This is a genomic window from Eubacterium sp. (assembly GCF_057858645.1).
The window spans coordinates 92,499-113,441 of record NZ_DBLZZO010000003.1; the positions used below are offsets into that span (position 1 = coordinate 92,499).

The 20,943-nt window shown below is 33.5% G+C and carries 15 protein-coding genes; 3 read left to right on the top strand and 12 right to left on the bottom strand.

Features of this window, described 5'->3' with window-relative positions; translation table 11 throughout:
* Window positions 1–4: 4 nt before the first annotated feature.
* The 4 genes from ACZM4J_RS01925 to ACZM4J_RS01940 form a co-directional block, all read right to left on the bottom strand.
* A complete protein-coding gene (locus ACZM4J_RS01925; protein WP_022164715.1) occupies window positions 5–958 on the bottom strand; it encodes a carbohydrate ABC transporter permease in 954 nt (317 codons plus the stop codon).
* A complete protein-coding gene (locus ACZM4J_RS01930) occupies window positions 958–4,080 on the bottom strand; it encodes an extracellular solute-binding protein (RefSeq protein ID WP_022164714.1) in 3,123 nt (1,040 codons plus the stop codon). The genes ACZM4J_RS01925 and ACZM4J_RS01930 overlap by 1 nt, the downstream gene beginning before the upstream one ends.
* Before the next feature lie 84 nt (window positions 4,081–4,164).
* Window positions 4,165–5,853, bottom strand: a complete 1,689-nt coding sequence (locus ACZM4J_RS01935) for an ABC transporter substrate-binding protein (protein WP_022164713.1) — start codon at window positions 5,851–5,853, stop codon at window positions 4,165–4,167.
* Window positions 5,854–6,335: 482 nt separating this feature from the next.
* A complete protein-coding gene (locus ACZM4J_RS01940; RefSeq protein ID WP_412335775.1) occupies window positions 6,336–7,127 on the bottom strand; it encodes a hypothetical protein in 792 nt (263 codons plus the stop codon).
* 439 nt (window positions 7,128–7,566) lie between these two features.
* Between ACZM4J_RS01940 and ACZM4J_RS01945 the strand changes: the two genes are divergently transcribed.
* Both ACZM4J_RS01945 and ACZM4J_RS01950 read left to right on the top strand, forming a co-directional pair.
* On the top strand, window positions 7,567–8,283 hold the full coding sequence (locus ACZM4J_RS01945) for a lysophospholipid acyltransferase family protein (RefSeq protein WP_022164814.1): 717 nt from the start codon (window positions 7,567–7,569) through the stop codon (window positions 8,281–8,283).
* A 239-nt stretch (window positions 8,284–8,522) separates the two neighbouring features.
* Complete coding sequence (locus tag ACZM4J_RS01950) at window positions 8,523–8,987, top strand: hypothetical protein (RefSeq protein ID WP_022164815.1); 465 nt, start codon at window positions 8,523–8,525, stop codon at window positions 8,985–8,987.
* A gap of 295 nt (window positions 8,988–9,282) precedes the next feature.
* On the opposite strand, the gene ACZM4J_RS01955 is transcribed toward ACZM4J_RS01950, so the two are convergent.
* The 3 genes from ACZM4J_RS01955 to murI form a co-directional block, all read right to left on the bottom strand.
* Entirely contained in the window at window positions 9,283–12,387 is a 3,105-nt protein-coding gene (locus ACZM4J_RS01955) for an Ig-like domain-containing protein (RefSeq protein ID WP_022164816.1), read from the bottom strand.
* Between the two features lie 319 nt (window positions 12,388–12,706).
* On the bottom strand, window positions 12,707–13,126 hold the full coding sequence (locus ACZM4J_RS01960) for a YwiB family protein (RefSeq protein WP_022164817.1): 420 nt from the start codon (window positions 13,124–13,126) through the stop codon (window positions 12,707–12,709).
* 37 nt (window positions 13,127–13,163) lie between these two features.
* Window positions 13,164–13,979, bottom strand: coding sequence for a glutamate racemase (gene murI / locus ACZM4J_RS01965; protein WP_117999837.1), 816 nt, complete (start codon window positions 13,977–13,979; stop codon window positions 13,164–13,166).
* Between the two features lie 163 nt (window positions 13,980–14,142).
* On the opposite strand from murI, the gene spoIIR reads away from it, so the two are divergent.
* Window positions 14,143–14,826 carry a stage II sporulation protein R gene (gene spoIIR, locus ACZM4J_RS01970; RefSeq protein WP_022164819.1) on the top strand — a complete coding sequence of 228 codons (684 nt, stop codon included), beginning with the start codon at window positions 14,143–14,145 and terminating at the stop codon, window positions 14,824–14,826.
* Here spoIIR and ispE read toward each other — a convergent pair.
* The 5 genes from ispE to ACZM4J_RS01995 form a co-directional block, all read right to left on the bottom strand.
* Window positions 14,823–15,683 carry a 4-(cytidine 5'-diphospho)-2-C-methyl-D-erythritol kinase gene (gene ispE, locus ACZM4J_RS01975; protein WP_022164820.1) on the bottom strand — a complete coding sequence of 287 codons (861 nt, stop codon included), beginning with the start codon at window positions 15,681–15,683 and terminating at the stop codon, window positions 14,823–14,825. The two genes, spoIIR and ispE, sit on opposite strands and share 4 nt — an antisense overlap.
* 190 nt (window positions 15,684–15,873) lie before the next feature.
* Window positions 15,874–17,418 (bottom strand): DUF3794 and LysM peptidoglycan-binding domain-containing protein, encoded by a 1,545-nt coding sequence (locus ACZM4J_RS01980; RefSeq protein WP_022164821.1) that lies wholly within the window; start codon window positions 17,416–17,418, stop codon window positions 15,874–15,876.
* 51 nt (window positions 17,419–17,469) lie between these two features.
* Window positions 17,470–17,883: a protease complex subunit PrcB family protein gene (locus ACZM4J_RS01985; protein ID WP_022164822.1), complete on the bottom strand. Its 414-nt coding sequence runs from the start codon at window positions 17,881–17,883 to the stop codon at window positions 17,470–17,472.
* 83 nt (window positions 17,884–17,966) lie between these two features.
* Entirely contained in the window at window positions 17,967–19,706 is a 1,740-nt protein-coding gene (locus ACZM4J_RS01990; protein ID WP_489485527.1) for a phospho-sugar mutase, read from the bottom strand.
* Between the two features lie 215 nt (window positions 19,707–19,921).
* Window positions 19,922–20,905 (bottom strand): CotS family spore coat protein, encoded by a 984-nt coding sequence (locus ACZM4J_RS01995; RefSeq protein ID WP_022164824.1) that lies wholly within the window; start codon window positions 20,903–20,905, stop codon window positions 19,922–19,924.
* Window positions 20,906–20,943: the final 38 nt, after the last annotated feature.

Consider the following 20,943-nt stretch of genomic DNA (forward strand, 5'->3'; position numbering starts at 1 on the left):
CTTTCTAATATTCTTCTTTCTCTGTAAATAATGTGTTTGCTACTTTACTACATACCCATACCAATGCAAGAAGTGCAACTGATACTGCAGCTGCGTAACCCATCTCGTATCGAACGAACGCGTAATCATCAATATGGTTGGCTATTAACTGACCCGAATAATCAGGTGTTGGGTTTGCACCTGCCAACGCTACACCAATCCAGCCCATGTTAAATGCGTTTACAATTGACATAACCGCACCGAATAACATCTGTGGTTTCATTGATGGGACTGTAATATAAATAATTTCCTGGGCTCTGTTTTTGATACCATCCACATAAGCTGCCTCGTATAATTCCTGGTCTATGTTCATAATACCTGATAACATGGATAAGAAACCGATACCCATTGATGACCATAATGATATGAATATCATAATCTGCATAAAGTAGTCAGATGATATTAACCACTGAATAGGCTGATTTATAAAGCCTAATTTCTGTAACCATGCGTTAGCAAGACCACTTTGGTCACCTGAGAAGATTGTTTTCCAGATAACCTGAATCATAATCTGACCTGACAATGAAGGTGTGTACATTGCTAAAGCATATAGTGTTCTTGCTCTTGGAGTAACCTGAGCAAGAATCCATGCCATAATAAACGATAATACATAACCACCAATACCAACTACAATAGCGTAAAGTACAGTGTTAGGTAAAACGTATTTCATGAAAACTTCATCACCTGTAAAAAGAGTAATGTAGTTTGTTAACCCTGCAAACTTTGGCATATTAATAACGTCAAAGTATGTAAATGATAAACCAATAGCTATAAGTATTGGCAATAATATAAATGTAAAGAATAGCAATCCGTAAGGAAGTAAAAGTAAAAATGATCTAAATCCTTCAGTCTGGTAGAATTTTTTACCGCCTTTTGACTTTGTGGCTGTTTTCTCTACTGCTGCAGCTGCACTACTCATTATTTGCTTACCTCCTCTTCCGGATTAGCTTTCGCTTTATCCTGATTTTCTTTTATCCAATCATATCCACGAAGTTTGAATTTCTTAACCATTTTTCCGTTCTCGTCATAATATCCAAGTTCCTGCATCTTACGTACGATTTCCTTGTTAACATCATTCTTAGCTTCATCAACAGCTACCTGACCGGCTGTTCCGTCGAATACCATTGTTGTCCAAATATTAGAAATTGTTCTTTCTAATAGGTACTGACCAGGTGTTCTTGTAACGTCTGTTACATAGTCAAGCTGTTCAGTAATAATCTTCTTATCAGCTTCATCCATTGGGTTATTCTGTAATGCCGCCTTGTTAGCTGATAACCAGAAGAATGTCTTACCATAAGATGAACGTAATGTATAAGTATATTCTGTCTGAACTTTTTTGCTTGTCCACCATTTTAAGAATTCCCAAGATTCATCTTTCTTATTTGAAGTCTTGAAAATTGCTCCACCTGTACCATTTGCAACGAATGTTCTGTCAATGCTACCATCTTCCTGTTCTGTTCCAAGATATGGAGCGATAGCCCATTTACCTTCTAATTCCTTAGCACCATTATTAATCAATGTATAATCTTCCATTCCAATAATACCAATTGGATTAGTTGAATATCTAAATGAGTTAAAGAAGTTCTGTACTGATGTTTCAAGTGAATACTTTGTAAATAAGTTACCTAACAATGACAATCCCTTTACAGATTTCTTAGAATCAATACCTGTTGTAACAAGACCATTCTCGTCCTGAGTATATAATTCTCCACCATTCTGTAAAATCATTGGGGATGTCTGGTAGAACCACTTGTAACCTGTTGTACCTAATGCAATGTTATGATAGAAGTTCATACCATATCTCTGCAATGTTGGTAAAATATCTATTAATTCATTCCATGTACTTGGGACTTTAAGTCCTAAGTTGTTAAAAATGTCGGTTCTGTAAACTATAGCGTTAAAGTCTGTTGTTTCAGGAATTGCATACATACCTTCATTGTATACATATGATACAAAAGATCCTGTTGGAAATCTTCTTGCCACTGTCCAGAAATCATCGAACTTTGTTAAATCATATAAAGCTCCACGGCTTGATAAATCAAAAGGTACATAAGACATAAGTCCTAATGCTACGTCAGGTGTTTCTTTCGCTGCAATAGCCAATGTTAATTTTGCAACATCAGGCATTGTAGAAACTTTAACCTTAATGTCTTTTCCTGTTTTTTCCTTATAATAAGGAACAAACTCTGTATCTACCATCTTCTGTAACAAGTCTACATGAGTGATAGCTCTATTTACCCAAATTGTTAAAGTCTTGCTGTCCTGACTTGCACCTGTAGCATATTTAGAAGATGTAAATGTATTTACCAATGTTCTAATTGATGTCCACATTGAGCTACCTGCTGATGGGTTTGGTTTTTCAATCTGACCTTTATCAGCAGTTACATAAATTCTATCTAATGTAAAATCATTTGATGTAACTTCTGTTGTAAAATTACTTAATGAAACTAAGATAGAGTTATCTGCTCCAGTTAAGTCAGCTGTGTGCAAAGCAATTTCATCAGGATATTTCTGCATATCTTTAATAAACTGTTCTGCTTCATCTAAATATGTAAGCACTGCACTTGAATTTCCATTAGGTGAATAATCCTGAAGAATATATCTAATGTGCTGAATTACTGTCTTATATGCTTTTAAATATTCTGGAATTTCCGGAATATATTTTGTCATTTTCCAGTTACGTTCTGTATCAACATCACTACCTGTAATCTTTGTAATTTCCAATTCAAAATCAGTAATGTGCTGTTGAAGTAATAATGCATATCTGTAAGCTTCCATTACAGGCTGGTTTTCCTGCTTAATAGAAATTGTATGCTTACCTTCTGTTAAATAAATGCTATATGCATTACCATCTTTGTCTGATAATGTTTCATTAGCGTAACCTGATGAAACCGGTGCGAATGCGTAGTTATAAAGTTCGCTAAAAGGTACTTCTCCATCAATCTTAATTGTTTCGAAAGAATCAAATTCTTTCTTTCCATTATCATAATGGAAAGTAAGATTGTAGTTACCTGCTTTCTTTACATTAATTGTATATGTAACTTCAATACCTGCTGCATTCCACTGTAATGTATTCAATTTTTCTTTATCTATGTTGAATCTTGTAAGCGAAGATTTTGTTTCAGATCCATATACTGCATCAGATGAATTTTTCTTAGTATAGTATACTGCATCAACCTGTAATGCATCATCACTATTTTTTACTAATTCTGCGTTACTATGTTCTGATGCGTATTCCTTATATGACTTAGTGTTGTTTTTTCCTGCTTCTACCTGAAGCTTACCAACTGCTAAACCACCTGATGATACGTTTTCAATTTTAATCTTATTAACACCCTTCTTTAAATAGAATGAAAGCGGGGAGCTTGAAACGTATGTATTATTGTATAAATATGTATTTGTCCATTCCTGAACTCTATTCTGACTTGGTGCTATTTCATCGCCATAACTATCTAATGGAAAACTCTTTTTCTTATCACTACCTACATATGTTTTTGTGTCTTCATCTGCCCATATGATTGGTAATGCAATAGTGTTCATTTCTGAATACTGTTGCTTTCCATTTACTGTAAGTTTTACAGTATAATCAGACAATGATTCGCCAATAGAAATGTAATCAAGGTTCAAGTAATATAAACCTTCTTTATCTACTTTGACTGTATATTCAGCCTTATCATTATAATTCAATTCAGTCATTGTTGAATTATAGTTTGTAACAGCCTTTGGTGTTGTGTCATCAGTGCTGTCTTTCTTCTTATTGTTATAGAACTTATTAGCATCAATTCCGTCTTTCAAACTAGCAACATGAGTTCCTTCACCAATTGTTGTGTTCTTCTTTATGAAATCGGTGTAGTATACTTCTGCTTCTTCTCCATCGCTTAGATAAGATGTAGAAAGTAAATTATATGCTTTTTCAAAAGTATTACTATCTACATCTTTGATATGTGATGTTTCTGTTTTGAAAACAAATTGTGTTAAAACAAGTGCAGCAACAACGATACAAACTATAGCTATTATAATAGTAGTAATCTTCTTTTTCATTGTTGTCCTTTCCCTTTTTCACAAAAGCGGAACTACTTTAACGGCAGTTCCGCTCTTATGTTTATAATAATTAATTAGTAATTACTATTTAGCCTCAATATTATAGTATTTCTTTAAAGCATCTTTAAGCTGTGTCTGAGCTTTATCAATACGTTTGTTGATTGTTGAATTCCAATCTGAAAGTTTAGCCTTAACATTATCAGCCCAATCCTTATCTCCAGGCCATGCTCCAACTACCTGCTCGTCACCATTATGATTCCATTCATATAATGTATCTTTCTTTTCTCCACTTTCAGTAACTGACTTAGTCCAACACTTTTCACATGCATCGCTATAGTCAACAACTGTGTTCTTGCCTTCTTTCCAGATCTTAAGAACTTCCTGGAATCCTGCTTTGTCTTTGTAAAGTTTATGAGCATCGATGCTGTTCCATAAATCCATCTGTTCATCATAAGCCTTACCTGTTACAACTGGGAATGAATCTCCAGCTGCAAGTTTCATTTCTCCGTTTTCAGAGAACTTCTGAGCATAAACTGCTTTCTTTGCTACTGTTGAAGCTGTCCAGAATGATGCGAATGTGTAAGCTACATCTCTCTTCTGTGTTTCTGCCTTGCTCCATTCTGTGTTTCCATCATCCTGTGCGTAGTTATGTATACACATTGGATCCATAACGATCTTAACGCTGTTTTCTGTATACTTAGTTGATGGGAATGGATAATAATCCCAATCAGCAGCCTTGATGTATGCATCGCTGTCCTTTGCTGATTCATCAGCGCCTGCTGTTAAGAACCAAGGATCTGTTGTGTTAACTAATGTTCTGTTGTTTGTGAAGTAGTACCATGTATAAGCCTTGCTTTCCTGAACGATTTCCTTAGTTAAGGCACCTGAACCTTCTGCAGAATCGATTGTGTGGTCTGACCACTTAGGAATGTAACTTAATAATGATTTAACTTCTTCATTATTTAAATCAACTTTGTTTTCCTTAGTAATGTTTCTTGCAATTGCTTCTGTTCCGATGTTGATGATTGTTCCAGGAATTGCTTTAATTCCCCAGAATGTCTTATCATCAGCCTTTGTGACAAATCTTGTAAATTCATCAATTGTCCAATCTGGATCTGGAACGCTAATGTTGTTATCTTCTGCTAAAGACTTGTTAACCCAAACACCCCAAGGGATTGTGTATGATGGAATACCAGCCTGGAATCCATAATAGTTTAACTTATCCATAAGAGATTTATTGTATGACTTATATGTTTCATCATCTTTGTAAACTGATAAGTCAGCAACTAAACCTTTCTTAACATCTGATGTAACATCTGTTGAAGCCCAAACATCAGGATACTTACCATACTTAGCCTTGAAGTTTTCCATTTCTTCTTCCCAAGTTGCTGTATTGTACTGATCTGGGTCACCGCTCTTTGACCAAAGATTAATCTTAATGTTAGGATATGCTTCATGGAACTTCTGAGCTACTGCATATACCTGTGCAACGTTACTTGCTGTAATGTTCTTTGCATCTGATAATTGCTTACCAGCTTTGCTGTCAGGGTTTCCGATATCTTCGTAATACTTTCCATCACCTGACCATACCATAATTGAAATGTCGCCCTTTGTATCAGCATTCAATCCTGTTGTAACTCCTAAATCTTTTGGACTATCAACACTTCCGTCCTTTCCATCTGAGCTACCTGAGCCACATCCTGTTAATAACATTGATGTTCCCATAACAACTGTTAGTGATAAAGCTAATGCTTTACGGCCTAATTTTTTCATTTTATTCTCCTCCTTATTGAAAAAATTCTTTCACCTACACTAGAATTCACATAGTGACTTCCTTAATAACGATTTTATCACAACAATATGTACAAATCAACAATAAAAAACGATTTTAGGTTCTTTTTTATTGTACTATTTTAACAACAGTTCTTTTCTGTTTACATAAAATGTTCACATTTTTGAAACTATAGTTGGTTCATTTTTATTGTTAATTTATTAACAATTACCATATAATGGGCAGTTCAGGGAGTTTTGATACTTTTTGCTCATCTTTTTCTGCTTTACATAAAAGCTTAATTGCCTATATTTACTAGGATTGAAATGTTTTTTAATTTATTTTATTTTTTGTTATTTTGACAATCTTTAAAGTGAATTTTTATGCAATATAAATACCTATTGCTCAAAAAAAGAAGATTTGCCATCCAAAAAAGGATTAAGCAAATCTTCTTTTTATATATTGTATTAAGTTAAGTTCTTAATTAGTTGTTTTCTCTTTTTCTAGCGAATACAACGATAACTGAAGCTGCTACTACGGCTGCTGCTGCGCAAGCGATTGGTGTGAAGTCACCAGTTGCTACTGTGCTAGGAGCTGTGCTAACTGTACCAGTCTGACCTGACTGTGTACCCTGTCCGGCTGCTGCTGTTGTTGCCTGTGCAGCTGCTGCTGTTGATTCAAGTGAGTATCCTGTACATGTAATTGTTGTACCCTTACCAGCTGCATCACTATTACCATCACTGATTGATTTAGCGCCACCTTCAGCGTATGTATATAAATCTTTTTCATCATCTCTATCACCAAAGTCTCCACCTAAACCAAAATAGATAGATGTTGCATCACACTTAGCTGTGAATGTTTCGTTAATTGTAGTGTTCTGACCTTTCTTTAACTTAACCCACTTTGCAAATGCAATGTTTTCTTTTGTTGCAACCTTAACTACAACCCACTTATCCATGTCGCTTGACTTTAATGTACACTGTAATTTGTATTCCTGACCTTTCTTAATGTCAACCTTGCCGTTGCCCTTTTTTGTATCCTGGAATACCTGGCATCCCCAGACACCACCCCAACCGATTGTCTTCATCTTACATGTCCATGATGTATCTGAGTTCTGTGTAAACTTACCATCTGCTGCTTCGTACCATGTGTGTCCTGGCTTGCCATCGAATCCAATGTAATCTCCCCATGTAGATCCTGCAAATACACTAACACACATACCAACTGTAAGTGCAAGTGAAGCTACTACAGCTGTAAATCTCTTTAATGCTTTCATTTTATTTCCTCCTCTTAATAAAAAACGCGAACTACTCGCTATTTAATGTTACTATAGCACGAACATGTACCCAATTCAATAAATAAAAATGTTTTTATTAGTGTTTCTATCACTTTTTACAATTTCTTTGGTAAAATACTGTATAATTTCACCAAACATCTCATTATAATTACCGTATCAAAAATCCTTCCCGTATTTATGTTAGAATAAAGGCGGAGGGCAAACATAGTAATCTGCCGGTATATACATAATATAAGTATACAAGTGAAGTAATACTGACCTTTTAATCTTCTAATCTTTTTATTTATTAAATATTGTGGTAACATTATTTAATATGTAGAATCTACTACAATGCCGTTACTTTATGCATGAAACATATTTGTATACGGGAGTACCAGGTTGTACATATTTATAATAATATTTCTACAAAGGAGTTTTTATGATAAGACTAATTATTTTACTTGTTTTTTTAATTGTATATTTTATTGTCTCTTTACCTATTCAATTATTGGAATTAATTTTAGAGAGATTTAATATGAATGCCCGCAATAAAAGCAGCCTTGCTTTTGTCAACTTTGGCTTAAGAATAGTTCAGCTTATTTCAGGAGTTAAACTGGAGGTACATGGCTATGAAAATATTCCAAAAGACCAGGCAGTATTGTTCGTAGGTAATCATACAAGTTTCTACGATATTATTGTCACATACCCTTTAATGAAACAGCCTACAGGTTATATAGCAAAGAAGGAAATTAAGAAGGTTCCATTTTTAAGTTGGTGGATGTATTTTGTAAACTGCATCTTTTTAGACAGAAAAGACCCACGTGCCGGTTTAAAATCGGTACTTAATGCTGCTGACATGATTAGAAATGGTATATCAATTTTTCTTTTTCCTGAAGGCACACGTTCAAAAGACTGCAAACTTGGAGAATTTAAGGAAGGTAGTTTTAAGATTGCCACTAAGGCAAAATGCCCTGTTGTTCCTGTAGGTATTCAGGGAACATATAATATTTTCGAAAAACAACAGCCACGAATCAAGTCCTCGAAGGTTATTGTTACTTTTGGCAAACCTATCTATACTGACCAGTTAGACAGAGCAGGACAAAAGCAGCTTCCTTCTATTGTTAAGGAACAGGTTCGAATTTTATCAAATCAGTAATCAATTTACAAAACAGACTATTTTTTCATCATTCTTGTTTGATTCAGAGATAGTTTTAGAACAAAGAATATTGCTTGTGACATTCTACGCACCCAATGCGTGCCCTCCCGCAACTATTTTTTTTTGCATCAGTGTGCATCCCTAGTGGAACGTTTATTTATGTTTATTCTTCGTTAATGTTGTCAATTAAGCGATAAAATGATAGAATATCACAAGATTAGTTTATATGGAGGTACAAAATGAATAACATTTCACCATTGTTAGCTCTAAGCGGACTATCAATTGCACTTATTGTAATCATAGTAATTCTTTTGATTGCCGTTATAGCGCTATATTTTATTGGAAGAAAAGCAGAAAAGAAGCAGGCAGAGCAGCAGAAAACTATGCAGGAGAACTCACAGTTAATTAGTTTATACGTTCTAGATAAAAAGAAACTGAAGTTAAAAGATGCAGGACTTCCTAGTATTGTTTTAGAGCAGACACCTAAGTATGCAAGACGTGCTAAATTACCTATTGTAAAGGTTAAAGCAGGTCCTAGAGTTATGAATCTTATTGCTGATGCAAAGGTTTACGAAACAATTCTTCCTAAGCAGGAAGTTAAAGCAAGAGTTAGCGGAATTTACATCACATCATTTAAAAGAATCCGCGGACCTGTTTATGAAGCTCCAAAGAAGAAGAAACGTTTTGGAAGAAAGAATAAATAGAATAGTTTTAATGTAATAAGAAATTTTGAAGGTATTTCTCATTACATTAATAAAAATAAGCTACATCGAATTAATCTTTCAATGTAGCTTATTTTTTGTTTTAGGGAAGCTTTACGCTTCCCTATTATTTTAATCATATATTCTTTGCTTAATACATTATTACAATCGTATGCAAATTGCTTTTGGCATTTTACAATGGATATATTTTCTTTACACAACTTATTATGTTTTTATACAATTATATTTTAGCTAATTATCGATTATATCTTTACCAAAGATATCTGATTATTTTTGGCTATTTCTTAATAACTACTTTCTTAACAGCACTCCATGGTCCCTTTACCTTACCGTTTATTCCACATACTCTTACATAGTACTTCTTCTTAGCCTTAAGTTTTTTAAACTTGTAAGATAATTTTGAAGTAGTAACTGTTTTTACAGATTTAGTGAACTTCTTGTTTAATGCACACTGAATCTTGTATTTCTTTGCACTAGATATTCTCTTAAGTTTTAATAATAACGCTTTCTTCTTAACATTCTTAGCTGACTTAATTGAAGCCTTTGCTACCTTTACTTTTTCAGTAGGTTTAACCTTTGTTGTTGGTTCCTGTGTTGCCGGAACAATAACCTTAATTGTCGCTTTCTTTGTATTGTCAAATGCTGAAGTGGCTGTAATTACTGCTGTACCTGCTGCTACTGCTGTAACAACACCATTATCTGTAACTGTTACAATGTTTTTGTTAGATGTTGACCATATAACATTCTTATTTGCTGCAGTACCATCTACTCTTGCTTTTAATGTATCACTGTCGCCAATTTTAGCAAGTCTTAATTCTAATCCGTTTTCAATGGCAACTCTTGTTACATGTTCTGCTTCACCCTTTACAACAAGTGTATATGTAGTGTCGCTGAAATCAGTAGTTGATGAGTTGTATCTTGCTGTAATTGTTGTAGTTCCTTCTTTTAATGTTCTAACTAAACCTGTATTTGCATCAATTGTTGCAACTGAACTGTCAGATGATGACCAAGTGATTTTTCCAGGTGCTGATGATGCATTACTTGGAACATAGTCCTTTGCTTCTAAAGTAAAGTTCTCAAAAGCCTTACATATACCTGTATTGTTTCCAGGTTCTGAAACAACTGGTGCTCTGCCTTCTTTTACAGCTTCAGCAATAGTTTTGATTCCTGTTGCCGGTATATCTTTTACATATAATTTTAATGGTTCAGATTTCACATCGCTGTTTCCTCTTGCAACTGCCTGAATTGTAACAAAGCCTGTTCCTGTTGATTTGTATGTATATAACTTACCGTCAATAACCTTAGCCACACTTTCGTCTGAACTAATCCAATCAACTAATGGAACACCTGCACCAATTCCCTGTGCCGTAACTTTTAAGTTTGCTCCATCTACTCTACCCTGAACATTTCCATCGTTGTCCATGTAACCATCATTAATAGCTTCATTGCAATCAATAAATAACATGTCCGGCTTAAAATATTCATCATTTACATACAATATGTATTCTGCGGTTTTGCTCTTATCAACTGCACTTGATACTCTTACAGTCACTTTACCGGTTGAAATACCATTTACTGTCAATTTGCTGTCATCAACAGTTGCTGTTGCAATGTTTGACTGTGAACCATCTGCCTTTAAAAATTCAATGTCAAGATATGGATCTTTGTCAGTCACGTTCTTTGTTACACCACCTATCTGTAATGTTGGTGTATCAGCTTCACCCTGACGAATGTGAATAACCTCTTTTTCCTGTTTAGAATGGGAAATTGTAAGTTTTTCAACTGCAGTTACAAGTCTGATATAATAAGTTTTTGCAGTATAATTAACTTCACCTTTTGTTGTAACCGTAATTGTGAAGTAACCTGTACCCTTTTTAGTTAAAGTTCTGTCTTCTGTGTTTACTTCTTTAATTGAACTTAATTCAGTATTTGAATTAGTCATAGTATTGTTCTTGTAAGAATCGTTTAAAGATTTAACTTCTCCAATCTTATATGAAACTTCATAAGCTGGATCACTTCCATCTTTATTGTAGAAACATGATTCTCTTGCGTCTTCAAAATTTCTAACTGCCGGCACATTGCTCTGTGTAATCTGTGGAAGATCAATTGTTGTACCATCAGATTCTAAATAGTAAACATCTCTTTCTTCACCTTCAATTACTTCTTTCTTCACACTGAAATCTTTGTTTTCTTCATAATATGATGAGAAATCTAAATCTACACTTGAGAAAGAATTAACGTCTTCTGAGAAAGATAGCGTATAATCTCTTGGAATTATTTTATTGCCGTTTTCATCGCTAGTATAATACTGGTCAAAATGTACCTTTATTGTATTATTCTCTTTTAATAGTTTCTTATAATCATCACTACTTGCAATTGGTGTTTGTACCAATATTTTGCTTGTATCCCCTTTATCTTTTCCCATTGTAGCTAACTTAAAATCCTTAATTTGCGCTGTAGGTGCCGGATTGATAGTTAGTTCCTCATCTCCATACTTAATATCCCACATACAATAAGTTTGTGAAGCGTTGAACACATGAGAAATTGTACTTGATACTTCGAAAATTAAAGTTTGATTAAGTTTTATATTAAATCTGTTTGAATTAGACTTTAAAGTTGGAACGTTTACGCATTTCAATTCTACAGTTGCATCATTGATTGTATAATCTTTAACAACTAACTTTATATCCTGAACGAAATTACCTACTTTAGCTTTTAACGTAATACCTGAAGAAGGAGAAAGAGTTGTTAAACTTTTTCCGCTTTCACCTACTGTAGCAACTTTTGAATTGTCTACAGAATAAGTAACCTTCTTATCCAAAATATATGAAGGTTCAACTTCTTCGTAAAGTCCAAGTTTAGATATTTTACCTGTTACTGTCAATGTGTTTAAGTCACTTGAAACATTAACAAAATCTTCATTACCGGCTTCTATCAGTTTCTTATTTAATTTAACTGATGTTGCTTCGGCGGCATCCTCATCTCCTCTAACCTGAATCTTACATGACACTTCCGTATTGTAATCATTTGCTATGTTTTTACCTTTTGCAGTTACAGTATATGTAGCTTTTGATGCACCTCTTTTTACAGATACAACACCATAACTGTCAATAGTAACTTTGTCATCAGGTCCACTGATTGACCAGTCTGAGTCCACATTTGTATCCAATGTAAACTGAACATTGGTCTTTGTTGTAATGTCTGGATTTTTGCCGTCTTCGTTCTTAACTGAGATATTAGAATCCTGGGGCACTAATGATGTGTCAATAACCAAACCTTTGGTTGTGTACTTTTGATGAGCACTTACTTTATCGGTACCAACAAATGAAATACTGGTAACGATTAAAGCTATTGCCATCAAATAGCTTAATACTTTTTTCATAGCATTGTCCTCCTTAAATTTTTTCATATTACTATATAATATCATAATAAACGATTTTATGTCAAATTTTAACAGATAATGTGGCAATATTAGATTTTTGATTTAACATAAAATATATAGCAATAAAAACGTAAATGATTATACAAAATCAGGCTAAAAGGAAATAGAGTTAAATAGAGATAGGATCACGAAATAGAAAACGTAGATAGAGTGGGAAATAGAAATGAAAGTATACGTAAAAACAAATCAAAAAAGTTGAAATCTTCAAATAATACATAACTACATTCCCTGCTATCTATCCTCAAGATTTCAACTTTTCTTAACTGTGCATGGCACTAATATCAATTTCATTATCAGAAACTTTGTTTCCATCCACATGAATCTGATACTTGATTTTTAAATTCACATCATCGTCATCATCGCTAACCTCTATTTCCTTAGTAAGGACCTCAATTAACAAATCTCCCATAGGAGTGCTGTACAATGACTGCTTCTTCTGGTTCTCCTGAAAAATCAGTTTTCCATCTACCTGACCTTTTCTTGTAATTTCAACAATATCATTGTTAAACTTAATCATATTGCTTGTCTTTGTGTTTTCGTCATTTTCATATTCTTCATATAGTAGGTAATGTTTGTCTTTTTTTAAGTAATGCTTGCCTTTCGCAATTACTTCAACATTATCACCTGTATTTTCAACTATCTGTAATCCTGAAATTTTAATTACTACATTCTCACCCATATTACATTTCCTTAAACTTTAATCTCATTGCATGGAATTAATATTCTTCAATATTAATTCTGTTTGTTTCGTCAATTTCAAACGGCATAATTGAATTAGCAAATGTTCTGAACTTTTCAGCCGCATCACTTACATAAAATTCATAATGTGGCTTTGCATTATTTTCAGCACTTATACCATTTTCTTTTAACATTTTCTTTAAACTAATGGCTGTTTCATAGGCAGGGTTTACTAAATTAACCCCCTCACCCATTATTTTCCTGATTGTGCTTCTTAATAGTGGATAATGAGTACAGCCTAAAATCAAACTGTCTATATCTTTTTCCTTCATTTCATCAAGATACCGTCTTGTAATCTCATCAGTAACCGGATCATGTAACATTCCCTCTTCAACTAATGGTACAAAAAGGGGACATGCTTTTCCAAAAACTGTAACTTCCGGATCAATGCTATGAATGTACTGTGTATATAACTCACTATTAATTGTTCCTTCTGTTCCAATAATTCCGATTCGTTTATTAGTTGTATTCTCAACGGCACTCTTTGCTCCCGGCTTTACAACGCCTATTGCGGGAATATCCAATTCTTTCTCAATTGTATCTAATGCAAAAGCACTGGCTGTATTACAGGCAACAACAATTGCCTTAACCTTCTTTGTCTGTAAAAATCTAACAATTTGGCGGGAATATCTAATTATTGTTTCCTTTGACTTGCTTCCATAAGGAACTCTTGCTGTATCCCCAAAATAAACAAAACTTTCATTTGGAATCTGTCTTGCTATTTCTCTCGCAACAGTTAATCCTCCAACTCCGGAATCAAATATACCAACTGGTGCGTTATCAAATCTATCCATAAAAATACTTTCACCCTTCTTTTTTTCACGTCTTTTTATTTTACCTTTATTCAATAAATTATTCAATACTCTTATATAAATTGAGTTGATTTTTGAATATAAAAAAAATAATCGGCAACACTCTTTATGTAACATAATTATTAATTGGAAAGGAATTCTAAAAGTGAAAAATAAATTTTTAAGTTCAAGTGACAATATGTCTAAACATTTAAAACATGATTACTTAAATTCAATAAAATCAAAATTTAAACACAATAAACTACTGCTTCCTTACATACTTTTATTTCTAGGGTTTATGTCATTTATTCTTTTTTACAAAATGGAATATTCAGCTGCAAGTACAGCTCTTGCTAAAAACACAATCAGGTTTCATGTTAGGGCAAACAGTGATACCGTTATTGACCAGACTCTCAAATTAAAGGTAAAAGATGCAGTTGTTGACTATATTTACAGAGAAACCAAGGAACTTAATTCTCTTAAAGAATACAGCTTGTTCATTACTACTCATAACGAAAAGATTTTGAACATTGCTCAAAAAACAATTGACGAGAACGGGTTTGATTATAACGTGACTTCTAAATTCGGCAAAGATGACTTTCCAAAGAAAACTTACGGGGACGTAGTTTACCCTAAAGGTGAGTACACTTCATACACCATATATATTGGCAAAGGAAAAGGACACAACTGGTGGTGCGTCCTTTATCCTCAATTATGTTTTGTAGATGCAAGTTCCGGCACTGTCCCGGATTCTTCAAAAGAGCGTTTGAAGGATTCTTTGGGCGAGCGGGAATACAAAACAATTATTAAATTTAAGTATTTAAAGTTTTTAAATAACTTTTTGGATTAAATAAACTTTGTTAGATACAGCTGCTCTGTTAGTTCTTTAGAATCCAGAGCTTTCATTGCAGCCTGTGCTTTTTCCCTGTCATCGAAAAGTCCGAAAACTGTTGGGCCGCTACCACTCATAATTGAATTTAACGCGCCCTTTTCAAGCATAATGCTTTTTAGTTTTTCAATAACGGGATACTCTGACACAGTTACTTCTTCCATAACATTATATAAAAGATCTGAAAGTTTGTTCAAATCCTGTTCTTTTATTGCTAAAGTCATCTGTTCAATGTCAGGTCTTTTGGTTATTTCGTCAGGTCTGATATGCCCGTAAACATAGGCTGTTGAAACTGATATAGGTGGTTTTGCAATGATTACATGGCACTGTGGTGGTGTAGGTAGCGGTGTTAAAACTTCTCCTATCCCTCTTGCTATTGCAGTTCCACCAAGCACGCAGTAAGGAACATCTGCTCCAAGCTTAACTCCACGTTCCATAAGCTGTTGTTTTGACAAACCTAAATTAAACATTTCGTTAATGCCAATTAAAGTTGTTGCGCAGTCAGAGCTACCGCCTGCCATTCCACCTGCAATTGGTATTCTTTTGTGAATTGTTATTTCAACTCCTGACTTAATTCCAAATTCATCAAAAAGCATTTTGGCTGCCATATATGCCAAATTATCCTTACCGTTGGAAAGCACTGCTGCATCAGCTTTTACAACAATTTCTTCTCCTGCTTTTTTTTCAATAATAATGTCATCATAAACATCTACCATTTGCATAATCATATCCAAATCATGGTAGCCATCAGGTCGTTTTCTAATAACATCAAGACCTAGATTTATTTTTCCATAGGCTTTTAGCTGTAACTTATCCATACATTTCTCCTATTTTCGTTAATCTCTATTTTTCATATTTGCTTTTTTAATTACTGTTTAAGTATACTTTTTTTATAATTTATTTACAAGTTTGTTCACATTTTAACTCTTTGTCATCTATTGTTTTGTGAAATTAGGCTTTCTTTAAAGTATTATCTTTATATGTTTATTTTGTAAATGTTTTTAAGTTCTACTGACAATTTTTAACCAAAAGTAGTTTATCCCCTTCTCTTATTTTTTCATTTTCCAACTGATTAATTTTCATAATATTGTCAACGGTGGTGTAATTGGCCTTTGCAAGTTTCCACAGGGTATCGCCTTTTCTTACAATATATCCTTTAAGGATAGGGGCGTCATTAAACTTTGCCCAGTTAACAGGCTTTTCTTCAATGTCCCAAACGAAATTGCATTTTTCTTCTTTAAAAACCATAGCCTGTAAAGCTATCACTGATTTTACTTCCACCTGGTTTGTGCTAATCATGTTAGAACTTACCTGCTCGACTTTCCAGTTAATATAGTATTTGTCGTCTTTGGAAATTCCCTCAGTATCAATTCTATGCTCAAAATCAGTTTCCTTTGTCTGACAGCAAATTGAATAAATATCATCTGAGGAAATATAAATTATTGTTGCCCGAATCTTACCTGTTACCCTAAGGTTGTTTTCCCCTACTGAAATATTATCAATTTGAAGTCTTGTATCGCTATTGCAAATTTGTAAAATATGTCCCTTACTTTGGTCTACATCAATTTTTATAATATTCTTTGTTCTTGACTCATTTTTTACTAACAGCTTTTCATATTTCTGTTCTTTTTCCATTGGGCACAAATCCACATCCGGTGCGTATATATCTTCCAAAACATCCATCTTGTTTTCTTCGTATATCTTTATAGATAATTTTAGTAATGCACTAATATCCAAATCTTTCATCTCGTTGTCCTGATTCATTGTGGCTTCAAGTTCTACATTATGAATATCCCCGCAAATATAAGATATTAAATCTTCTCTTGCCTCAGGCGCCTCTAATGTGCCACTAAAATCTATAACAGTATCAAACCACTGGACGGGAATCGACTGTTCTTCCGGAGTGTACATAATAAAAACCTTCAGCTGACCTGATAAATGAATCATGCCCTCCAACATTTTGGTTGTAAGCTTTCTGATTTTTACATCGCTCCAAATTATTTTTTCTATTGTGGGATTACCTGATGGCAACGAAATCCTTTCATTAATTCTAAAGGTTTCATTTCTGTCTGCTAATATCATGAGATTTTCAATCGTTTTATATTTAGTCATTGTATTTTCTCTTGAGATAGCACATACCGCCTCAATATCTTCTATTTTTTCAATATTAACATTCGCCATAACCTGAATCTTATATATGTAATTTCGGTTGTCAATCATTTTAATTGAACCCGATAAAATAGTTAAATCCACGCTTGCCTTAATATTTTCTTCTGTAGTATTAATTTTAATATTTTCTTCAAAAGGAATCTCCCCTGTAACTCCTGACGGTGCATTGTCTTCTCCGTAAAACATTATTCCGTAGGAAACATTGCCATTAATTATAACCTGATTTCCTCTAATGATACCACTGTCTAATGTAATCTTTTCCTGATGATTTATTATGCTTTCCATTGATTGCTCTGGTAAATTACACTCCTTTGTTACATAAAAAGTTGCCCTTTGACTTTCTACTATTTTATTCATATGAATATTACTTTTCTCTAATTCCATATTTCCCCCTTACCTTTAAATCTTCTATAATCTATGCATTATTTCATTTTCTTATTCATTAAATATTACACTTTTATCGCTATACTCTGTTTTAACAACAATTACGGGATAAGTTACATTCTCCTCGTTGGTGTATTCTTTTGGACCGTTAAACTGAGTTTTTATATATATGGCATTGTCACTTTCATACATTTCCTTAACTTTTATGGAATAGCCCTCGTACTGTTGTCTACCGTACCCAATAATAATATATGTATATTCATTGTTGCTGTATGTAACCTGAAACTCCTTGTCTTTTCTTTTTTCAATTATCTCCTTCACTTCTTTTGGCATTTCATTTTCTGCCACAACAGTATAGTCCATGTCTTTTACTTTTGTTTTTTTGATTTTTTCATAGCCGCAGGCAGATGTAACAACAATGGCTAACGTTAGTACCAGCAGAATTTTTATTTTATTTTTTTTCATAAAAAAATCACCATAATATACCTTTATTAAAATATATTATAGTGATTTATTTTTATTCTTATTATGTTTTTGTTTTAATAATATTACTTGAGCATTTCATTTACTATGTTAATCATGTATGAACCAAGGTCAGCTAATTTTGCCTTTGAATCATCAAAGTTTTCGCCCTTAACTCCATAGTAGAATTTAAGTTTTGGTTCTGTTCCTGATGGTCTGATACAAACCCACGCATGTTCACTTAAATCAAGGTATAAAACATTTGACTTTGGAAGACCTGTTGTTGTAACATCACCTGTTTCCATGTTTGTTACTGTATCAGCTAAGTAATCTCTTACTGAAAGAACCTTGTAATTATCAACTGTAGTTGGTACATTTTCTCTTAATTTTTCAAGAGTATTCTGAATCTTTTCGATTCCCTCTTTACCCTTTAATTCAATTGACTGAACGCCATCACTCCAGTAGCCGTATCTCTCATACATTTCTTTCATCTTATCCCAAAGAGACATGCCCTTTGTCTTGTAATAAGCTGCTGCTTCACATAAAGCCATTGAGGCAACGATAGCATCCTTGTCTCTTGCGTGTGTTCCAATTAGGCAACCATAACTCTCTTCAAAACCAAATACATATGTACCTGTGTGATTAACTTCGAAATCAAGCATCTTTTCACCAATGTATTTGAAACCTGTAAGAACTTCAAATAAATTAATGTTGTAATACTTAGCAATATCATTTGCAAGATTTGTACTAACAATACTCTTAATGAAAGCTCCATCACTTGGAAGCTGTCCTTTTTCCTTTAACTGGCTGATTTCATATTCAGCAAGTAAACAGCCTGACATGTTACCTGTAAGGATGTGGTATGTTCCAGGCTTGCTACCTTTTACATAAACGCCAAGTCTGTCTGCATCAGGATCTGTAGCAAGAAGTAAATCTGCTCCTACTTCATTACCTAATTTAACTGCTAATTCAAATGCTTTTGCTGATTCAGGGTTTGGATAACCAACTGTTGGGAAATCACCGTCAGGTAATTCCTGTTCTTTTACTACATAAACATTTTCAAATCCAAGTTCCTTTAACACTCTTCTTACAGGAATGTTGCCTGTACCATGAAGTGGTGTGTAAACAATCTTGATATCTTTCTGTACTTCCTTAATTGCATCAGGGTTCTTAACCTGAGTCTTAAGAATTTCAATATATTTATCATCAACTTCCTTGCCAATCTGAATGTATAATCCATCAGCAACTGCCTGATCTTTGTCCATAGTTTTTACTTTGTTGTAATCCTTTAATGCAGCAACTGCATCCATGATTCCAACATCGTGTGGGGGTGTAATCTGTGCACCATCTTCCCAATATACTTTGTAGCCGTTGTATTCTGCCGGGTTATGACTTGCTGTTACATTAATACCTGCAATACACTTTAACTCTCTAACTGCAAAAGATAATTCAGGTGTAGGTCTTAATGAATCAAAAACATAAGCCTTAATTCCATTTGCATTTAAACATAATGCTGCTTCATCAGCAAATTCAGGTGACATGTGTCTTGAATCGTATGCTATTGCAACACCTTTGTCTTCTCCATGCATCTTAATAATATAGTTAGCTAATCCCTGTGTTGCCTTTCTAACTGTGTAAATGTTCATTCTGTTAGTTCCGGCACCAATAACTCCACGAAGACCTGCTGTACCAAATTCAAGTTCCTTGTAAAAACGATCTTCAATTTCCTTATCATCGTTTTCTATTGCTTCTAATTCTTTCTTAGTGTTATCGTCAAAATAAGGGTTTGTAAGCCATTCATTATACAACTCTCTGTAGTCCATAATTACCTCCTATGTTTCAATCAGAAATGTCTGTAACTGTTTTCATCCTACAGGCATAAGGTTCAAACTAATTCAAACTTTGACCTTTTTATATATTTTTACAATCATTACACATAATATCACAAACCCTAAATAATTAAAACTATAAAATCATTTTTATGTTTCACTTTTGCTATTTATCCCATATTTTCTATAAATTTACGTTTCACTTTTGCTATTTATCCCATATTTTCTATAAATTTTCGTCTTAATTTTTCCATTTTTCTGAACTGTTTCAATTTATCTTCATTTTTTTCAGAATACCAGGCTTTGTTAGAATTATAGTAATAATTTATTATTTTCCAGAATTTTTCCGGATAACTAAGAAGACTTTTCAATACTGCCCTCTCCATATTTGATAATTTTCTTACTGAATCATATGCCTTAATAAGTTCATTTCCTAAAGCAATGTTCCAGTTATTTTTTTCAAGCACTTTTCTGATGAAGTCATACAAATCCTGAACTGACGGGCTGTAGGAAATTTTCATCATGTTAATCATGATTATTTTATTTTCCTTAATTAGTACATTGTGATAATTGTAACTTCCATGATAAATTGTCTCGTTGGCAATGCTTTCCTTATACAGCTGTTCATACCGGGAATTCTTAATTGCACCTAAAGCCTCCACGCTTTGTATGTAATATTCCTCTATAATGTTTTGAAGGTACATTTCAAAAGCATTTTTGTTTTTTCTCTTTTTTATGTAATTTTTTATACGCAATATTTCACCGCTATGTTTATTCATAACTTCAAGCAGATTTCTTCCCTTATGAAATTTCTGCTCTTTAAAAATATCCGTTGTATTTTCTGTTGCGTTATGAAATTTTGCCAGATTTTCCACTGTAAGTAGCAGATGTTTTCTATTTGTGTTATTGCAGTCTTCTCCATCAAACCATTTTTTCAGAATATATGCATAGCCGTCCTCACTTATTGAAACATATACTCCTTCTTTGTTTGCTATAACACTATCCGTTACAAACCCTGCTTTTTCCAAATAATCATAAAAGGTACTCATTAGAACCATTTTTTCGTTGCTATTGTTGTATTCCATTAGGAGATATTTTCCTTCATCTGTTGTACAACCATAGTTTCCTTTTGTTCTGTAAGTACCTTTTATGTTTAAATCGTATTGTTCTAACACTGTTAATGCTTTTTCGTTCATACCTTCCCTCCATATTTTTAATACATTATCTAAAAATA

Excerpts from the sequence above, each read along its gene's own strand:
- ACZM4J_RS01925 (WP_022164715.1), bottom strand. The coding sequence starts at position 958 with ATGAGTAGTGCAGCTGCAGCAGTAGAGAAAACAGCCACAAAGTCAAAA.
- ACZM4J_RS01930 (WP_022164714.1), bottom strand. The coding sequence starts at position 4,080 with ATGAAAAAGAAGATTACTACTATTATAATAGCTATAGTTTGTATCGTT.
- ACZM4J_RS01935 (WP_022164713.1), bottom strand. The coding sequence starts at position 5,853 with ATGAAAAAATTAGGCCGTAAAGCATTAGCTTTATCACTAACAGTTGTT.
- ACZM4J_RS01940 (WP_412335775.1), bottom strand. The coding sequence starts at position 7,127 with ATGAAAGCATTAAAGAGATTTACAGCTGTAGTAGCTTCACTTGCACTT.
- ACZM4J_RS01945 (WP_022164814.1), top strand. The coding sequence starts at position 7,567 with ATGATAAGACTAATTATTTTACTTGTTTTTTTAATTGTATATTTTATT.
- ACZM4J_RS01950 (WP_022164815.1), top strand. The coding sequence starts at position 8,523 with ATGAATAACATTTCACCATTGTTAGCTCTAAGCGGACTATCAATTGCA.
- ACZM4J_RS01955 (WP_022164816.1), bottom strand. The coding sequence starts at position 12,387 with ATGAAAAAAGTATTAAGCTATTTGATGGCAATAGCTTTAATCGTTACC.
- ACZM4J_RS01960 (WP_022164817.1), bottom strand. The coding sequence starts at position 13,126 with ATGGGTGAGAATGTAGTAATTAAAATTTCAGGATTACAGATAGTTGAA.
- murI (WP_117999837.1), bottom strand. The coding sequence starts at position 13,979 with ATGGATAGATTTGATAACGCACCAGTTGGTATATTTGATTCCGGAGTT.
- ispE (WP_022164820.1), bottom strand. The coding sequence starts at position 15,683 with ATGGATAAGTTACAGCTAAAAGCCTATGGAAAAATAAATCTAGGTCTT.
- ACZM4J_RS01980 (WP_022164821.1), bottom strand. The coding sequence starts at position 17,418 with ATGGAATTAGAGAAAAGTAATATTCATATGAATAAAATAGTAGAAAGT.
- ACZM4J_RS01985 (WP_022164822.1), bottom strand. The coding sequence starts at position 17,883 with ATGAAAAAAAATAAAATAAAAATTCTGCTGGTACTAACGTTAGCCATT.
- ACZM4J_RS01995 (WP_022164824.1), bottom strand. The coding sequence starts at position 20,905 with ATGAACGAAAAAGCATTAACAGTGTTAGAACAATACGATTTAAACATA.